The following is a 16242-nucleotide window of genomic DNA, read 5'->3' on the forward strand; positions in this document are numbered from 1 at the left end:
CAATCATCGACGCTCGTCCCGAACTTCAGGTCTTCGTACAGGCGCTCGCAGCCGGAAAATAGATATCCGCCAGCTCCACCGTTTCGGATTGGCCATCAGGCCGGTGGCGGACGTGGCCGTACACAAACGGGTGTTGCCATCGAGGTTGGCTGAGCGCAGCCCACCGCGCCAAAACTTGCCAAGTGTGTAGAACTCTTCGATTGTGAGTTGGCCGGAGTTATAACAGGCCAGGTTCTGGCGGCCTTGTTGCCAGGCGTCACGAAATTTCTCGATGAAGAAATCCATGGCTTCAGGCCAGCTTACCGGCTCCAGCGACGCGCCCTTGCGGCGGCGAACCATGGGCGTTGTGCCGCGGCGTTTGCTACGGTTGGCCACCCAGGCATGTTCGCCCTTGGGGCCGAGATGACCGAAATTGACCGGATGGGTAGCGTTGCCGCGTACGCCAACGATCTCGCCATCCTTTACTGCGATATCGAGACCGCAGCCGTTGGAGCACAGAATACAGGCTGAATGCACCCAAGCGTCGGGCTCATCCTGGATACCGAGGTTGATGTCGATCCTGGGCTGCATATGTTCCTCCCTTGGCGGCACATAAAAAAGCAGACACGCGCGGAGGCCGTCTCATCCACGAAGCCGACTTTGGCAATTGTAGACAGAAAATATAGTTCTATCCTAAAAATGACATAACCCCTTGATTTTCGGCACTGGATAGGTCGTGATGAATACTATTGTTCTATCCTGGCCGGAATGGACGCCCATATTGCTCAGAAAATATAGTTCTATCCTACGCAAATTTGAGCCCGAACCGCCTTCCGAGTAACATCTTCCGGCTACCGCCTTTACGTTAAATCCATTGGGGGCTCTTACCTATACCTTGCACTGAACCTTAAATTTAATCGATAGCAAGCCCCTTTCGTATACAGGAAATATCAAGTAGGTAGCAGCCTGCCAAATAGAGACACTATCGGGAATTATGCACTCGCCCCAGCTAGATCACTAGGTATTTGCATGCCATGATCGACTGGCCCCCTATATCGGAACCTACCCAGGCGATAGGGTGTACGAGCAGTTCGAGCAGATCAGGGCGTTGCCGTCGAGTGGCGCAGATTGTGGCGTTGACGCGCCCAAAGAGAAAAATCCAGTTTGTGTTTCGGGAGCTTATCGACTGAAAGACCGGGATGCCTTAGTGCCTTGATGCAAACCCATCATTGCCCGTGACAGACGGCTTGCGGTGGAGAGGATGGTTTCTTTATGCTGGTTCAGGACTTCCTCGGTCAACCTTGATAGAGGGCCCGATATGCAAATTGCACCTAGCAGCACCCAATTCGTGCTATATACGGGCGCCGAAATGCTGGACACTTGCGGATCTCGTTCACCCAACGACAGCATGTAACCGGCTCGCCGTATCGACTCATACGGTTCGCCGGCCTCACCAGAAAACGCCAGGATCACCCTACCGGGGCTCCCAAGCTCCAACGGCAGCCCTGCCCCAGCCCGGACATGATGGCGAATGGATTGCGGGCCCTCCACGCGCGCCACACAAATCCGTTGGCCTCCTTCCCTCACATAAAAGGCGACACTTTCTCCAGTAGTGATAGAAAGTTCACGCAGCACAGGTTCTACCAGGTCATGCACACTGAATGTTGCCTGATAACAAGCACCCAGCCAGCCCGCCGCATGCGCCAGCCGCCATGTGCCGTCAGCTCGTTGAGAAAGGTAGCCGTCCATTGCCAGCGTTCTTGCCAGGCGTAGCGCGGTGGAGGGGTGCTGTTCGGTGCGGCGGCTCAATTCTGCCAACGACAGATGCGCATCCTCCATGCCAAAGGCTTGGAGGATGCGCATCGCTTTGCGTACAGCCTCTACCCCACCTTGTTGCTCAGGATTGGTGCCGCTGCTTTTTTTTTGATTTTTCATTGATTGGAATACATGTCGCAGTACGAGATGACATTGTATTAGATGAAATTCGAATAGACAATGCGGGTGCTCGAATCAAGCAACAAGGAGAGCAAACCAAATCATCTCGGTCAGCACGACGCAATACCAGCCAGGAGACAATGCATGAAACAAGTCACTTCTATTTTGAAGAACGCAAGCATCAAGTTTTTTTCACTCGCGTGTGCAACAGCATTTTGTTTGGGAATCCAAATAGCTCACGCTCATGACGTTTGGCCTTCCAGAGCTGTACGTATTGTCGTGCCCTATGCGCCCGGAGGCGCGGTTGACGTTGCAACACGGAAAATCGCACAAAAGCTGACTGAGCAGACGGGGCAAAGCTTTGTTGTGGAAAATAAGCCAGGCGCAACCGGAACCATCGGAGTCAGTCAAGTGGCTCATGCGGCGGCCGATGGCTATACATTGGTTGCGAACGACACTACCTACTCGCTACTGCCGTTCGTATTCAAGAAGCTGCCTTTTGATCACGATCACGACCTCGAGCCCGTAGCGGCCTTTCTGTTTGCCCCAATGGTTCTGGTGACAAATGCCGATGGGAAATATAAAACGTTGCAGGATCTGCTTGCCGCCGCCAAAAATAAGCCTGGCACTGTTACCTACGGGTCAGGTGGACTAGGCACCACACCATATTTCGCAGCGGAGGCGCTTGGTATTGCGGCTGACGTGAAATTCATGCATGTGCCTTTCAAAGGGGCCGCGGAAGCTACCAAGGCTATCTTGAGCCATATTATCGACTTCCAGTTCGCATCCACTTCCGGCGTTATGGGTAATATCCGCAGCGGCAAACTGCTTCCTTTGGCTATCAGCGGCAGCAAGCGCAGCAGCGCACTGTCAAAAGTTCCTACTTTTTCCGAAGCCAGCGTCAAAAATTTCCAAGGGGTGGTCAATTGGACAGGGTTATGGGCGCCGCGAGGCACGCCCCCTGCCGTGATCGAGCGGTTGCAAAAGGAAATTTCGACGGCCATTGCTGCCCCGGATATGAAGTCATTCGCCGACAATATGGGTATCGAGGCACGTTATCTCGACGCGAACGCATTCAAGAAAATGCTTTCGGAAACCAGTGTTATGTGGGGTAATGTGGCATCGAAGATCAATTTCCAGAAACACTGAAATAATCCTATCCGGAAACATTATCGGCATGGGTTTTTTCATGGTGCCGAAAAACATAGCCCGTTGTCGGAGCACGGGCTTGTTCTGGCGCAGCAATTCGGGCAAGCGCAGCGTCGCCGGCGACGTATGAGCCGCTACGCGTGATGATGCCCATACACCGCGTCCAAGACGCCCAGCGCAGCCTCGATATGCAAGCGGTTCGTGTCCCATCGAGATCGCCGACAAGGCCATGCAAACACACGACGCAATCCGGTCAGCGCGGCACCAGTTTTTCGGGGGAAAGTTCCGTAAGCCGGTTGACCCCCAGCAAAGCCATATCGCGGTGGATCTCGTCCTGCAGCAGCTTGATTGCGTGAGCTACGCCGGCTTGCCCGTTGATGGCCGCCGCGTAAATCATGGGCCGGCCGACGAAAACATAGTCTGCGCCAAGCCCCAGCGCCTTCAGCACGTCGGTTCCCCGTCGTACCCCGCTGTCGAGCATGAGTGCCATGGAACCCTTGGCGAGGGATGCGTCGGCCAGCGCGGCAAGGGAGGTCATCGATCCGTCCAGTTGGCGCCCTCCGTGGTTCGACAAGATGACGCCATCCGCGCCATGTTGCTCCGCCTTTCGAACATCATCCGCATCAATGATGCCCTTGACAATCAGCCGCCCCTTCCATAGGCGCCGTATCAGATCGAGGTGCTCCCAGGACAGATGGTCACGCAGTCCGAACTGGCGAACAACACTACGGGAAATGACAGGTACGCCGCGCCCGGCTCCCGCATTTTCGAAATGCAGCATGCCGCGGCTGATGAGGGTTCTGGCCAACGTGCCGAACAGCCAGCGAGGGCGCGTAATGCCGTCCCAGGCCAAGCGCGCGCTCGGCCGTAGCGGGGTGGAAAAGCCGACACGGATGTTGTTTTCCCGGTTGGCCAAGGTGGCAGTATCGACCGTCGTTACCAAAGTGCTGAATCCTGCTGCGTGCACACGTTCCACGAGCGCTTCAATATGTGCGGCTTCCCCGGGTATATAGGCTTGAAACCATCCGCAGGTAGGTGCGGCGCGAGCTATGTCCTCCATCCGTGTCAGGGATGCTCCGCTTAGCACATAGGGAATACCGGCCGCCTCGGCCGCCCGAGCCATGGCCATGTCGCCATCGAATGCACAGAGCGCACAGAGGCCCATCGGCGCAATGCCAAAGGGCGCGGTGTATGTTCGGCCCATGAGAACGGTACTTTGGCTGCGTCGCGATACGTTGACAAGGACATTTGTTTTGAACATCCATTTCGCGAAAGACGCGCGGTTCTCGGCCAGCGACGCGTTGTCCTCAACCCCCCCACTGATATAGCCGAAGATGGGCCGGGGTAGGTGTCTGCGCGCAGCGTTTTCGAAGTCGCCCAGCGACAGGATATTGCGCAAACGCCTGGGCAACAGCTTGCGCGCATTGGGGGCCGGGCCCTGTTGTTGCTTGAGCGGGCTTGGGGGCAAGGTTGTCATGAAAGTACTCGCTTTAATACTGCCTGGCAGCGGGATGCGTCGCTGTCCGTAACAGTGCGTCGCACTTTAGACGAGTGCCGCCGGTTTGTGCAATGCATTACGTACTGCGTAACCGCACCAGCCGATATCAGGGGTGCCAGGCCGCGCGCAGCGCCGTAGCCGGCATGGCGCCCAGACTTATACCCAGTCGTCTCGCTGCATCAATGGTGGCCGGGGCATGGCTCAGCAGACGAGCTTCTGTCAAGCGCTTTACCGGACCCGAAGTGCTGACAGCCCCAAGGACCGCTCCGTGCTTGCCTCTTACCGCGGCTGCCACGCTTGAAACGCCCGGAGCCCTTTCCCCGCATGTGTAATGAAAGCCCGTGCGACGGATCTTCTCGTACATAGGGCCCGGCTGCCCTAATGCCGCCAGTATGACCCAACCGGGCGCGCCTTTGTGAAGGGGGAGAACCTCGCCTGAACGTACGTGGTCAGGTATGCCGGCGGGCCCATCGCACCGCGTGAGGCAACTGCGCAGGTTGCCTTCGTAGACATAGAAGGATGCGCTTTCACCAGTTAGTGTGGAAAGCTCACGCAGGATGGGTTCTATGGCGAAGTCGAGGTCGAACTGTGCCTGATAGAACGATCCGATAAGGCCTGCTGCGGGCCCGAGCCGCCATGCCCCGTCTTCGCGGCGGGCGAGAAAACGCGAGGCGGCCAAGGTTCGTGCCAGTCGAAGCACCGTCGGCTTGTGCATACCGGTTCGGCGCGCAAGCTCGGTAAGCGTCAAGAAAACCTCGCCGCTATTGAAGGCAGTCAAGATCGATAAAGCCCGGGTCACTGCATGCACCTGTGTGCGGCGCTGCTGAATACTTATCGGCTCAATCGGTGTCAGAAGCTCGGAAAGCGGCATCGTACTGGAGTGTGTTTCCGTTTCCGAACTAGCGATTGCGCGGGCGGGGCTGCTTGGTCGGAGTCTTTTGCCAGCCATGGCGTTAGTCCTCTGGAGATAGGTCAACTGGGGTTCCCGCGGGATATTTCGGAAGCGTGGGGGCGCGGCTGTTACGCAGGACGTAATTCATTGTATGCGGTTTTATTTCTCCTGATAATAGGTGCGTATTTACCCATGATCATAAATGAGGCAAGGCATTTTGCTGCGCCCATCTTGGCGCCGGCCCCATATATCCCTCTTGCTTTTCATTCTTCGAACAAATGGAGACATCATGACCCGCCTTTACACTCGACGCACTGTGGTTGCCTTGGCCGCCGCAGTATTGACAGCCGCCGCCCCTGCCGCGATGGCGCAGAAGCCAGCTTATCCGAACCACCCGGTCAAGGTGGTTGTTCCTTTCACTCCGGGGGGGAACGCCGACAGCACGGCGCGTATCTTCGCAGAGGCTTACGCCAAGCTGTTTGGCCAGTCGTTCGTTGTCGAGAACAAGGGAGGGGCGGGTGGCATGATCGGCGCATTGCAGGTCGTGCGGGCCGAACCGGATGGCTACACTGTCCTCATATCGACCACGGGGCCCATTGTCTCCAGTTGGCAACTGGCGGGCAAGGCCGCGGCATACAGCCTGGCCGACCTGAAGCCGGTAACATTGCTCACTAAAGTGCCCGACGTACTGGTTGTCAATGCAAGCTCGAGCTTCAAGACATATGCCGACCTGGCCGGCAGCGCAAAAACACGAAGCAATATCAAGTTCGGTCATCCCGGTAATGGAACTGCCGGCCACGTCAACATCTTGCAGATGCAGAAGGCGCTCGGCGCCAAATTCATTCTGGCGGGGTACAAAGGGAGTGGGCCCGCCGTACGAGACCTGCTCGGAGGCCAGTTGGATGCCGTGGCAACCGATCTGCCTTCGGTGCTGCCATTTGTCAAAGCGGGAAAGCTCCGCGCCCTGGGTGTCGTTTTCCCCGAGCGAGTAGCATCGCTGCCCGATGTTCCGACCATGGCGGAAGTCCATCAGCCCGAAGTGGACATCGCGCCTTTTGCCGCCTTGATGGTGCCGCGCAATACGCCTCAGGCAATTGTTGCACGGCTTGCCGAAGCGAGTAAGAAGGTTTTGGCTGATACCTCGGTCCGCCAGCGAGTGGCGGCTATCGGCGGTATTCCGGTGGGCCTGAGCGGAGCGGGCTTAGATGCGCTATTAAAGCAGCAAGTGGCTACATATGCCGACTTGATCAAGTCGGGGCTGCTCACTACACAATAGATCCGTTTACTGCGTCCGATGGGATATCCGTCATGGCAGAGGCCGGAAAGAGTCTGCGAATGACCGGCTCATTTTGCTCATCTGATCGGCCGGAGAGTTTTTTCGGCGCGATTGGAAGCCGTCTTGTTCAATATCAACTGAGCCAGGCTGGCAATCTGTCGGAGTGCACCTCCGTAATGTTGCCGCTCAATGTTCAGTATGGTTGCTTCGACGCTGGCCGCGCGCTCGCATATGTGGTGTGCAGCGATGGAGGAGTCTCAAGCGCTGGTAATCGCCACCAATTGGTTCAATTGTCGTTTGGTAGACGGCGTTTTCTTTTGATGGGCGAGCCGATTGAGCTTCCCCATCGCCCGATTCACGTGGTATTGGATGACAACCGGCGCCGGCTGGCCGTTGCCTACAACCGACCCGCTGCGTTGACGGTGCATGGCCTGAATAAAGAAGGGTTGGTGCAGGGCTCTGCCGTTCGGATTGACGATCCGGGTGTGGTTGGACATTTCCCGCATCAGGCCATCCCTATGCCTGGCAGCGACGACTTACTTCTTACGTGTCGAGGCGACAATGCCACGGCAGAGTATGGCGAGAATCCCGGATCGCTTCGTGTGATCGGCGTCGAGGGCGATAAGGCCTTCTGCGCACAGATCGTTGCTCCCAATGGCGGTTTCGGCTTCGGGCCCCGGAATTGTGCCTTCCACCCGAAAGCTCCCTGGCTTTATGCCGTGCTGGAGCGACAGAATGCACTCTCGATGTTCAGAACTCTCGATGGCGCCATAGGCGTCCAGCCGGCATTTACGGTCGGGTTATTGGACAATCCGCTTGCGATCCAAGACCCTCAACTGGCAGGCGCCATCGTCGTTCATCCGGATGGCCGCACGATCTATGTCGTCAACCGTTCGCATGCCAAGCCGCCCGCCCACGGCCTGCCTATGTCTGGCGGGGGCGAAAACAGCATAGTAGTTTTCAGTGTCGACCCGTCGAACGGCCGCCCCCGCCTGCTACAGAGAGTAGCGCTTCAGGGTATGCACGCCAGATGTGCAATGATTTCGCAAGCGGGCAATCTGCTGATCGCCGCGGTTCGCCAGCCAAGCTTGCGACGCAAGGCGGGCAAAGTCACTGAGTGCCCGGCTGGGTTCAGCATTTTTCGCATTGTCGAAAATGGCCGTCTCGACCCTCTTGGTCATCATGCCGTAAATGTGGGGGGCGACCAGCTTTTTTGGGCGGGGCTCGAGACGCAGCGTTGGTGACCTGTTTCGATTGGGTACCTGCCGCCCCGCTACTATTCTTCCGTCGCGTGGTCAGCGCAGCCGACTCTGCGGGTGCACAGGGCGTTGCGCACGGCGATTTCCTGCGCGCCTTCGGCGTCGCGGCGGCCTTGTCGGCGCTGGAGGAATATGCCCGGGGGTTCCAGGCCGATGCACAAATGCGGCAGAGGCTCGACGCGCTGGGGCTGCAGTCCACTTCCACGCTGTCGCGGAGTTGAACGGCACTGAAGTAGCAATCCAGGCAATTAGCCCCGCTTCCGAAGATGTATTAATCGTTTAGGCTATCCTCGGGCCCAGTCTAAATACAGATTTACACCAGGAGCGTCACTCACTTTACCGCCTCACGGCAGGCCTTAAACGGCTGGTCATTCACCTCTTGGCGATCGCCTATCCAGCCAAGTAGCCCTTTCCCTGCCCGGCGGACACTGCCTGTGGTGCCATGGAATATTGACGGATGAGCGGTTATCTAATTTGATTTAGCATGTTTTCAAGGAAACATACAAACGGGACCAACCCTTAGGTAGCAACACCACTTTGACCCCGGCCATGCTCAACCGCATTCCGCACCACGCCCACAATGTTCAAATTAAAGGGCACGGTCCTATGAATTATTGTTTCAGAGAAAGCTCAGTTCGATTCCCTAATCTGCAATTCACCCGACGAACTTTATTCGGGCCCGACGGACTTTATTTACTCTAGTCATCACATTTTGGATGACTCCCTATTCCACCGTCACACTCTTCGCCAGATTCCTCGGCTTATCCACATCCGTTCCCCTCGCACACGCCGTGTGATACGCCAGCAATTGCAGCGGTATCGTGTGCAAGATGGGCGAGAGCTTGCCATAATGCTCCGGCATGCGGATCACATGGATGCCGTCGCTGCTGCCCATCTTGGTGTCGGCGTCGGCAAACACATAGAGTTCGCCGCCGCGCGCATGCACTTCCTGCATATTGGACTTGAGCTTTTCCAGCAGTTGGTCGCGCGGAGCGATGGTAACGACGGGCATGTGTTCGGTCACCAGCGCCAGCGGGCCGTGCTTGAGTTCGCCCGCGGGATAGGCTTCGGCGTGAATATAGCTGATTTCCTTAAGCTTGAGCGCGCCTTCCAGGGCAATGGGGTAATGCATGCCGCGCCCCAGGAACAAGGCGTTTTCCTTGCTCGCGAAACGATCGGCCCAGGCCATGATTTGCGGCTCCAGCGCAAGCACGGCGCCGATGGCCACAGGCAGGTGGCGCAAGGCCTTCAGTTGCTCGGCCTCTTGCTCTTCGGTCAGACGGCCCTTGCTTTGCGCCAGTGCCAGCGTCAGGAGAAACAAGGCGGTCAATTGGGTAGTGAATGCTTTGGTGGATGCCACGCCGATTTCGACGCCGGCGCGAGTGATGTAGCTCAGCTTGCATTCGCGCACCATGGCGCTGGTGGCCACATTGCAGATGGTAAGGGTGTGTTCCATGCCCAGTTGGCGCGCATGTTTCAGGGCGGCCAGGGTGTCGGCGGTTTCGCCGGACTGGGAAATGGTCACGACCAGGGTGCGCGGGTTGGGCACGCTGTCGCGATAGCGGTATTCGCTGGCAATTTCAACGTTGACAGGAATCTTGGCAATCGATTCGATCCAGTAGCGGGCGGTCAGGCCGGCGTAGTAGCTGGTGCCGCAAGCCAGGACCAGGACGTTGTCGATATCCTTGAAAATCTTGTAGGCGCCGTCGCCGAACAGTTCAGGTGTGATGCTCTCGATGTCTTGCAGGGTGTCGCCCACGGCGCGCGGCTGTTCGAAGATTTCCTTTTGCATGTAATGGCGATAGGGGCCGAGCTCGGCGGCGCCGGTATGCACATGTACGGTATGGACTTCACGATCGACCGGGCGGCCGTCGGCATCAAGGATCCAGATGCGCGCAAGCTGCAGGTCGACGACATCGCCGTCTTCAAGGTACACGATCTGGTCGGTGGTGCCGGCGAGAGCCAGCGCGTCGGAGGCCAGGAAGTTTTCATTGGTGCCGCGGCCCACAATCAAGGGCGAGCCCTGGCGGGCGCCGACCACGCGATGCGGCTCGTCGCGGCAGAATACGGCAATGGCGTAGGCGCCGGTCAGGCGGCGCGTGGCCTGCTGCACGGCCTCGAACAGATCGCCGGTGTACAGGTGGTCGATAAGGTGGGCAATGACTTCGGTGTCGGTCTGGCTTTCAAAAACATAGCCGGTGGCCTGCAATTCGGCGCGCAATTCGTCGTGATTTTCGATGATGCCGTTATGCACCAAGGCGATGCGGGCCGCCCCTTTTCCCTGCCCGGAAAAATGCGGATGGGCATTGTGCGTGGCAGGCGCGCCGTGCGTGGCCCAGCGGGTATGGGCAATGCCGGTAAAGCCGCTGAGGTTCTCTTGCCGGATTTGATTTTCAAGTTCGGCAACCCGTTCGGTGCTGCGGGCGCGCCGCAATTCGCCATTGGAATACACCGCCACGCCGCACGAGTCGTAGCCGCGGTATTCAAGGCGCTTGAGACCTTCAAGAAGAATCGGGGTGATGTCGCGTTGCGCAACGGCGCCAACAATGCCACACATAAGGAACTCCAGCTAATTTTTAGGGACTGGGCTATTGTGCTCAAGATAGAGAGAAATTAGATTTCTTTATTTCATTATTTATGATTTTTTATTTCTTCAAAAGAAGAGTATAAAATATTATTTCATATTTGTTTATTTTTTTACCTAAATAGGCATTAACTGATGTACCGTGCCAAGCCTGAGTCAGATCAAACCGATAGCATCGGGTTCAAACTCTCTTCGGCGGCCGGCTTTTCATTACCTAACTGACCTCATGATTAAAAAATCAAGACCGCTTGCGGCCCTGGACGAACTGGACCGGCGCATTCTGGAACAGATGCAGGCCGACAGTTCGCTGACCAACCAGGACTTGGCCCATCGGGTTCATGCCTCGGCCCCGACCTGCCTGCGCCGCGTGCGGCGGCTGATCGAGGAAGGCGTGATTGAAAAACAGGTCGCCATACTTGATCCGGAAAAACTGGGCTATACGCTGACGGCTATTGTCGAGATCACGCTGGATGTACAAACCGCCGAGTACCTGGACCAATTCGAGGCCAGTGTCGCAGATGAAGCGGCCGTATTGCAATGCTATCGTGTATCACCCGGACCGGACTTCCTGGTGATTGCCCAGGTACCCGATATGCCGGCTTACCATGCCATGGCGCATCGCGTGTTTACCTCGCAGGCAAACGTGCGCAATGTGCGCACGTTTTTTTCGATACACCGCAGCAAGTTCGAAACGCGTATTCCGGTGTAGATATAGAGGCAGGCCTTGTGCCCCACCGCCATTGATTCCCCGGCATCGGCAACACGCCCGATCCACTCCGGACATTTCCACGCGGCGGCATCTCGACGTATGATTGATGCAGATCGACATGAGGCCTGGCGTAGCTGCTTGCGCGGGAATGTGCAATTTCAAACTCCAGCACGCTCAGCCTGCAACGGCTTCATCAACAAATTCAACAGCGGAGAAATTCATGAGTGAAGAGCATCAGCATAAAGACTGGCGCACCGAGGGCGTCAGCGTCATCCACGGAAACCAGCTCGACACCAATACGGCACAAACACCCGGCATGAACCGTGCCGCGGCAATCAATTATGCCCGCGTCGGCGCGCAAAAACTATGGGCCGGCACGGTCACCATTTTCCCCAAGGCCAAAACGGGTGTCCACCACCACGGGGCCCTGGAAAGCGTTATTTATATTGTGCGCGGCAACGCCCGCATGCGCTGGGGCGATCATCTGGAATTCGTGGCCGAGGCCGGAGCGGGCGACTTCATCTATGTGCCGCCGTATGTCCCGCACCAGGAAATCAACGCCAGCGACGACGAGCCCCTGGAATGCGTACTGGTGCGCAGCGACAACGAAGCCGTTGTCATCAACCTGGATATCGACGCCGTCGAAAAGCCCGAGGAAGTGTACTGGGTAGACCCTATCCACAAGCATCCGCACCCGCACGATTGATCCCCGGGATAGTCAGCGCCGCGTCCACAGCGTGTGACGCGGTCATCCGGCGACACCATTCAAATATCCAGCACTAGCGGCCCACGCTTGCAACGGGACACACAGACCATCATTGTGTTGTTGGCGGCGCGTTCGGACTTGGTCAGGATGCTGTCGCGATGGTCCACTTCGCCAGCCAGCACTCGGGTTTCGCAGGCGCCGCACAAACCCTCCTTGCAACTGTAGTCATGGGATATGCCAGCCTCCAGCAATGCGTCGAGCAAGGAAACGCCAACGGGGACCTGAAGAGTCTTGCCACTGCGCCGCAATTCGACACAATATCCGTTCAGCTCATCGGCCACACGTTCCGCGACGGCCGAAACTGACGCAGAAGACACCGCAAATCGCTCAATATGCACATTTGCATAGCCCAGTTCTTCGCAAGTGCGTTCGAACGCATACAGCATGGGCGCAGGACCGCAACCGTATAAATGCGTATCGGCCGTATGTCCTGCCAGAAGCTGCCTCAAATCCGGCGGCCCTTCTTCCTCTTCATCGAAGTGCCACCGCAAGCGCACTCCAGGCAAGCCAGCATACGACTCAATCTTGCGAACGAAAGCGGCTTCGCTGCGGGACCGTGCGCAATAGATGAATTCCACCTGCCTGGCCCGCGCCGCCAGCGACTGCAGCATGCTCAGCATGGGTGTCACGCCGATACCGCCCGCAAGCAACACGCTGTGCTGTGCCGATTCGCACAAAGGAAAATTGTTGCGAGGTGCGGAAACCGGCAATACCATACCGACCCTCAATTGCTGGTGCACATAGCGCGAACCGCCACGGCTATTGCGATCGTCAAGCACACCCACTACATAACGCTGGCGCTCCGTCGCCGGATTGAGCAATGAATAATTGCGTACCAATCCATTGGGTAAATGCAAGTCAATGTGCGCGCCCGGTTCAAACGCAGGGAAAACGGCATCGCCCATTGCCGGGTGTAATTCGAGGCTGACTATGCCCTTGGCCTCATAGCGCATGGTATGGACAAGGGCGTTCAAAGCAGGAGTGGACATACTAAAGCTTCCTGTGGCACTGAATACTGAAGCAGCGCAGCGGATCTACATAATCGATAAACCACCATCGACCATCAATGCAGCGCCCGTCACGAACGACGCCTCGCCGGACGCAAGCCAGAGGATCGGCCAGGCGATTTCTTCCGGGCTTGCCCAGCGGCCTAGCAGCGATGTGCTCTGCCGCTCGGTCTTGAGTCGGTCTACGCTCTTCCCATTGGCCAAAGCCTTGGAAATATGAAAATCGGTCAATGTGGAGCCAGGGCAGACTGCATTGGCTCGCACGCCATGTTCAGCTTCTTCGTGCGCCAGCGTGCGGGTAAGGGCAAGCTGGCCCGCCTTGGTCGTATCGTAAATGCCCATGCCCTTGCGACCAGTCACGGCATAGCAAGAAGACACATTCACGATGCTGCCGTGTCCCGAGCGACGCAGTAGCGGCAATGCCGCTCGACAGTAATTGGCGGCGCCAAGCAAATTCACATTGATCATTGCCTGCCATTCGGCGACCGACGCGTCGGCAACAGTAGAGTAATTGCGCATCGCCGCGTTATTCACCAAAATATCCAGACCGCCATGCACTTCAACACAACGCTGTACTGCGGCAAGCGCCAAAGACCCGTCGGCCACATCGGCGGCCAGGTGCGCAAGACAAGCCTGCGGCTGCTCCGAGCGAATCGCGCGCACCGTTTTCTCAAGAGCCACCGCATCGGCATCGACCAGCATGACGGCCGCGCCTTCAGCGCAAAACAGCCGCGCGCAAGCAGCGCCGATACCTGCCCCCGCGCCAGTAATAAGCGCCGTCCTGCTCACAAGCCTAGCCATGATTCACTATCCCTTAATCACTTTAATTGATTTTGGTGCCGGTATCTTTGATGACTTTGCCCCAGCGCGGAATTTCGGTCTGGATCCAGTCGCGAAACTGTTCTGGCGAGCTGCCTACCACTTCGAATTCCATGGCTTGAAGCCGGGCACGCACGTCTGGCATATGAAGAATCTTGACGATTTCCCTGTTGTAGCGATCGATAATATTCTTGGGCGTGCCTGCGGGAGCCAAAAAACCAATCCATGACAAAGCCACAAAATCGGGGTAGCCGGACTCAATCATCGTGGGAACATCAGGTGTGCCGGCAAAGCGTTTCTGGCCGGTAGAGGCCAACAACTTCAAGCGCCCCTGCTTCACGTACTGCAACACATTGCCTGGCACCATGAAAGTCGCCTGTATGTTTCCGGAAAGCAAATCTGTCAGGGCCGGCCCCGAACCTTTATAGGGAACGTGAACAATATTGATCTTGGCGGCGGATTTCAGCATTTCCATGGTCAAGTGCGATGCGCTGCCAACAGCCACCGAGCCATAGGAAAGCTGATCAGGCTTGGCGCGGGCCATTGCCACCAGATCGGCCAAAGTCTTCACCGGTAGATTCTTGTTAACGGCCAGATACTGCGGGGCTGTCACGGCCAGTGTAATAGGTTCAAGGTCCTTCACCGGGTCGTACGGCATTTTGGCGAACAGAGACACATCGACAGCAATCGGGCCGTTGTAACCGACCAGTAGCGTCAAACCATCGGGAGCAGCCTTGGCAACGTAGTTCGCGCCGATAGTGCCTCCGGCTCCAGGTTTGTTCTCGACAATCACAGGCTGCCCGATCAAATCCCCCAGCTTGGATGCCACCAGGCGCGCCAGCACATCATTGGTACTGCCTACGATCGGCACAATAATATGCACCGGCCGGGTGGGCGCCCACTCTTTGGCGCTCACAGGCGTTGCCAGACCGCCAAGGCTGGTGGCAAACAGAGCCATTGCGGCTATGCGCTGCAGGATTTTCATACTGTCTCCTTTATGGGATGAATTTTTTAACGATGCGTCTACACCGAGTAAAGCGCTTGATGAAGGCCGTCCGATAAATGCTCCTTGGCCCATTCGGCGGGATCGCTTGCGCGATCCAGCAATACGCCAGCAGCACGTACACGCTGCGCCGATGCGTCCAAGGCTGGAGGTTCAATACCTTGCGCAAGACCCTGCACGGCCTCGTAAAGCATGCGGCGGGCCATGACAATAGCCTTGTCCGTAGGTAAGAGGTGCTCGGCCGCGTGGTTCTGGATGGGCCCCATACTTTCCTGCAAAGACGCATCCTGCAGTGCGAAGCCAAAGACCCCGCTGTATGAACGCTTATCTTTCTGCGCCGGACGATCGATCAGATAATCATTGTCTTTGTTCGCCCTGGGGCGTAACGAGCCTTCCTCGTATTCCACGTGAATTCCCTTGCCCTGCTCCATGTCACGACGTTCTTCGGCCGTGAGCGGTTTCTTCGGATGGAAGTTGATGCTCCATACCCAGCAGTTGTAATCATCGATCGGCACGAAAATGTGCCCGCCCATGGCGTGGTCGCCAAAGGGAGGGATGAGCGTGAACCAAGGGAAAAGCCATTGCGTAATGCGCCAGTAATACGAATCGGGTTCACCATTGCGTCGACCAAAAAGAGTTAAACCGAATGGTGTTTTTTCAATATCGAAAATGACATTGCCATCAGCCTTGATGTAATCGAGCGCCTTGGTACCCATGTGCATGGGGTCGGTATCGACTTCATAACGATGCACGTACGAAACATGCGCCGTATCAATGCCGCCTTCCATCGCCTGCAGATAGTTGTTCTCTTGCCAACGCCGAGAAACAAACACATGGTTTTCCGGCAAAGTGGCCCATTCCAGCTCGACGGGTTGCGGCATTTTCTCTGCAGGCCCCATGTAGGCCCACACAATTCCACCGCGTTCTGTGCAAGGATAGGACTTGATGTTCATTCGCGGGCACATCTGCGGCGCCGACGGCACATCGACACATGTTCCATTGCGATCGAACTTCACGCCGTGATAGGCGCAGCGAATACCGTTTTCTTCATTCCGGCCAAAAAACAGCGACGCGCCTCGGTGCGAACAAAACTCGTCAATGATTCCCGGGCAGCCTTCGCTATCGCGGAAGGCAAGCAATTTCTCGCCCAAAATCTGCACCCGAACCTGGGGACCATCTGACTCAGCGATTTCGCTCGAGAGAAGAATGGGCACCCAATAGCGGCGCATCAGATCACCCATCCGTGTTCCCTGTCCGGTGCGTACCAGTGTTTCGGACATTTCCTTGTTCATTACTTCCCGCTCCTGATCTATATTGCGACAAATTTTGTCCGTCTGATAAGACACATATCCATTCTATGGACTTA

At 56.8% G+C, this 16242-nt stretch carries 15 protein-coding genes; 6 read left to right on the forward strand and 9 right to left on the reverse strand.

The genetic code is table 11. The features are described 5' to 3' along the window. Nucleotides 1–3: 3 nt before the first annotated feature. Together LSG25_RS13950 and LSG25_RS13955 are read right to left on the reverse strand one after the other, a co-directional pair. Nucleotides 4–570 (reverse strand): molybdopterin-dependent oxidoreductase, encoded by a 567-nt coding sequence (locus LSG25_RS13950; protein ID WP_232741520.1) that lies wholly within the window; start codon nucleotides 568–570, stop codon nucleotides 4–6. Nucleotides 571–1158: 588 nt separating this feature from the next. Further along, nucleotides 1159–1914, reverse strand: coding sequence for an IclR family transcriptional regulator (locus tag LSG25_RS13955; RefSeq protein ID WP_232741521.1), 756 nt, complete (start codon nucleotides 1912–1914; stop codon nucleotides 1159–1161). Between the two features lie 144 nt (nucleotides 1915–2058). Between LSG25_RS13955 and LSG25_RS13960 the strand changes: the two genes are divergently transcribed. Continuing rightward, nucleotides 2059–3063: a tripartite tricarboxylate transporter substrate binding protein gene (locus tag LSG25_RS13960; protein ID WP_232741522.1), complete on the forward strand. Its 1005-nt coding sequence runs from the start codon at nucleotides 2059–2061 to the stop codon at nucleotides 3061–3063. Between the two features lie 253 nt (nucleotides 3064–3316). Here LSG25_RS13960 and LSG25_RS13965 read toward each other — a convergent pair whose 3' ends face one another. Continuing rightward, a complete protein-coding gene (locus LSG25_RS13965; RefSeq protein WP_232741523.1) occupies nucleotides 3317–4540 on the reverse strand; it encodes an alpha-hydroxy acid oxidase in 1224 nt (407 codons plus the stop codon). Nucleotides 4541–4667: 127 nt separating this feature from the next. Further along, nucleotides 4668–5432, reverse strand: coding sequence for an IclR family transcriptional regulator (locus LSG25_RS13970; RefSeq protein ID WP_370635875.1), 765 nt, complete (start codon nucleotides 5430–5432; stop codon nucleotides 4668–4670). Nucleotides 5433–5742: 310 nt separating this feature from the next. Between LSG25_RS13970 and LSG25_RS13975 the strand changes: the two genes are divergently transcribed. The 3 genes from LSG25_RS13975 to LSG25_RS13985 are packed head-to-tail and all read left to right on the forward strand — an operon-like array spanning nucleotide 5743 to nucleotide 8209. Next, nucleotides 5743–6729 carry a tripartite tricarboxylate transporter substrate binding protein gene (locus tag LSG25_RS13975; protein ID WP_232741524.1) on the forward strand — a complete coding sequence of 329 codons (987 nt, stop codon included), beginning with the start codon at nucleotides 5743–5745 and terminating at the stop codon, nucleotides 6727–6729. A gap of 59 nt (nucleotides 6730–6788) precedes the next feature. Then, on the forward strand, nucleotides 6789–7973 hold the full coding sequence (locus LSG25_RS13980; protein WP_232741525.1) for a beta-propeller fold lactonase family protein: 1185 nt from the start codon (nucleotides 6789–6791) through the stop codon (nucleotides 7971–7973). Next, nucleotides 7970–8209 carry a hypothetical protein gene (locus LSG25_RS13985; protein WP_232741526.1) on the forward strand — a complete coding sequence of 80 codons (240 nt, stop codon included), beginning with the start codon at nucleotides 7970–7972 and terminating at the stop codon, nucleotides 8207–8209. Before LSG25_RS13980 ends, LSG25_RS13985 begins: the two co-directional genes overlap by 4 nt. A 503-nt stretch (nucleotides 8210–8712) precedes the next feature. Here LSG25_RS13985 and glmS read toward each other — a convergent pair. Further along, nucleotides 8713–10545, reverse strand: coding sequence for a glutamine--fructose-6-phosphate transaminase (isomerizing) (gene glmS / locus LSG25_RS13995; RefSeq protein ID WP_232741527.1), 1833 nt, complete (start codon nucleotides 10543–10545; stop codon nucleotides 8713–8715). A gap of 253 nt (nucleotides 10546–10798) precedes the next feature. On the opposite strand from glmS, the gene LSG25_RS14000 reads away from it, so the two are divergent. Together LSG25_RS14000 and LSG25_RS14005 are read left to right on the forward strand one after the other, a co-directional pair. Continuing rightward, nucleotides 10799–11281, forward strand: coding sequence for an Lrp/AsnC family transcriptional regulator (locus LSG25_RS14000; RefSeq protein WP_232741528.1), 483 nt, complete (start codon nucleotides 10799–10801; stop codon nucleotides 11279–11281). A 220-nt stretch (nucleotides 11282–11501) separates the two neighbouring features. After that, a complete protein-coding gene (locus tag LSG25_RS14005) occupies nucleotides 11502–11987 on the forward strand; it encodes a cupin domain-containing protein (protein WP_232741529.1) in 486 nt (161 codons plus the stop codon). A gap of 59 nt (nucleotides 11988–12046) precedes the next feature. On the opposite strand, the gene LSG25_RS14010 is transcribed toward LSG25_RS14005, so the two are convergent. Genes LSG25_RS14010 through LSG25_RS14025 form a run of 4 tightly spaced genes read right to left on the reverse strand, consistent with a single transcriptional unit; the run spans nucleotide 12047 to nucleotide 16168 of the window. Continuing rightward, nucleotides 12047–13036: a PDR/VanB family oxidoreductase gene (locus tag LSG25_RS14010; protein ID WP_232741530.1), complete on the reverse strand. Its 990-nt coding sequence runs from the start codon at nucleotides 13034–13036 to the stop codon at nucleotides 12047–12049. A 45-nt stretch (nucleotides 13037–13081) separates the two neighbouring features. Further along, nucleotides 13082–13855 carry an SDR family NAD(P)-dependent oxidoreductase gene (locus LSG25_RS14015; RefSeq protein ID WP_232741531.1) on the reverse strand — a complete coding sequence of 258 codons (774 nt, stop codon included), beginning with the start codon at nucleotides 13853–13855 and terminating at the stop codon, nucleotides 13082–13084. Between the two features lie 22 nt (nucleotides 13856–13877). Continuing rightward, nucleotides 13878–14858 carry a tripartite tricarboxylate transporter substrate binding protein gene (locus LSG25_RS14020; RefSeq protein ID WP_232741532.1) on the reverse strand — a complete coding sequence of 327 codons (981 nt, stop codon included), beginning with the start codon at nucleotides 14856–14858 and terminating at the stop codon, nucleotides 13878–13880. A 38-nt stretch (nucleotides 14859–14896) separates the two neighbouring features. Further along, nucleotides 14897–16168 (reverse strand): aromatic ring-hydroxylating dioxygenase subunit alpha, encoded by a 1272-nt coding sequence (locus tag LSG25_RS14025; RefSeq protein WP_232741533.1) that lies wholly within the window; start codon nucleotides 16166–16168, stop codon nucleotides 14897–14899. Nucleotides 16169–16242 lie beyond the last annotated feature (74 nt).

Source organism: Paralcaligenes sp. KSB-10, from assembly GCF_021266465.1.
Classification (GTDB): domain Bacteria; phylum Pseudomonadota; class Gammaproteobacteria; order Burkholderiales; family Burkholderiaceae_B.

Bases quoted from the DNA above. Each gene is read 5' to 3' on its own strand.
- LSG25_RS14000 (WP_232741528.1), top strand. From the start codon at position 10,799: ATGATTAAAAAATCAAGACCGCTTGCGGCCCTGGACGAACTGGACCGG.
- LSG25_RS13980 (WP_232741525.1), top strand. From the start codon at position 6,789: ATGACCGGCTCATTTTGCTCATCTGATCGGCCGGAGAGTTTTTTCGGC.
- LSG25_RS13955 (WP_232741521.1), bottom strand. From the start codon at position 1,914: ATGAAAAATCAAAAAAAAAGCAGCGGCACCAATCCTGAGCAACAAGGT.
- LSG25_RS13965 (WP_232741523.1), bottom strand. From the start codon at position 4,540: ATGACAACCTTGCCCCCAAGCCCGCTCAAGCAACAACAGGGCCCGGCC.
- LSG25_RS13960 (WP_232741522.1), top strand. From the start codon at position 2,059: ATGAAACAAGTCACTTCTATTTTGAAGAACGCAAGCATCAAGTTTTTT.
- LSG25_RS14025 (WP_232741533.1), bottom strand. From the start codon at position 16,168: ATGAACAAGGAAATGTCCGAAACACTGGTACGCACCGGACAGGGAACA.
- LSG25_RS13950 (WP_232741520.1), bottom strand. From the start codon at position 570: ATGCAGCCCAGGATCGACATCAACCTCGGTATCCAGGATGAGCCCGAC.
- glmS (WP_232741527.1), bottom strand. From the start codon at position 10,545: ATGTGTGGCATTGTTGGCGCCGTTGCGCAACGCGACATCACCCCGATT.
- LSG25_RS14015 (WP_232741531.1), bottom strand. From the start codon at position 13,855: ATGGCTAGGCTTGTGAGCAGGACGGCGCTTATTACTGGCGCGGGGGCA.
- LSG25_RS13970 (WP_370635875.1), bottom strand. From the start codon at position 5,432: ATGCCGCTTTCCGAGCTTCTGACACCGATTGAGCCGATAAGTATTCAG.
- LSG25_RS14005 (WP_232741529.1), top strand. From the start codon at position 11,502: ATGAGTGAAGAGCATCAGCATAAAGACTGGCGCACCGAGGGCGTCAGC.
- LSG25_RS14020 (WP_232741532.1), bottom strand. From the start codon at position 14,858: ATGAAAATCCTGCAGCGCATAGCCGCAATGGCTCTGTTTGCCACCAGC.
- LSG25_RS14010 (WP_232741530.1), bottom strand. From the start codon at position 13,036: ATGTCCACTCCTGCTTTGAACGCCCTTGTCCATACCATGCGCTATGAG.
- LSG25_RS13975 (WP_232741524.1), top strand. From the start codon at position 5,743: ATGACCCGCCTTTACACTCGACGCACTGTGGTTGCCTTGGCCGCCGCA.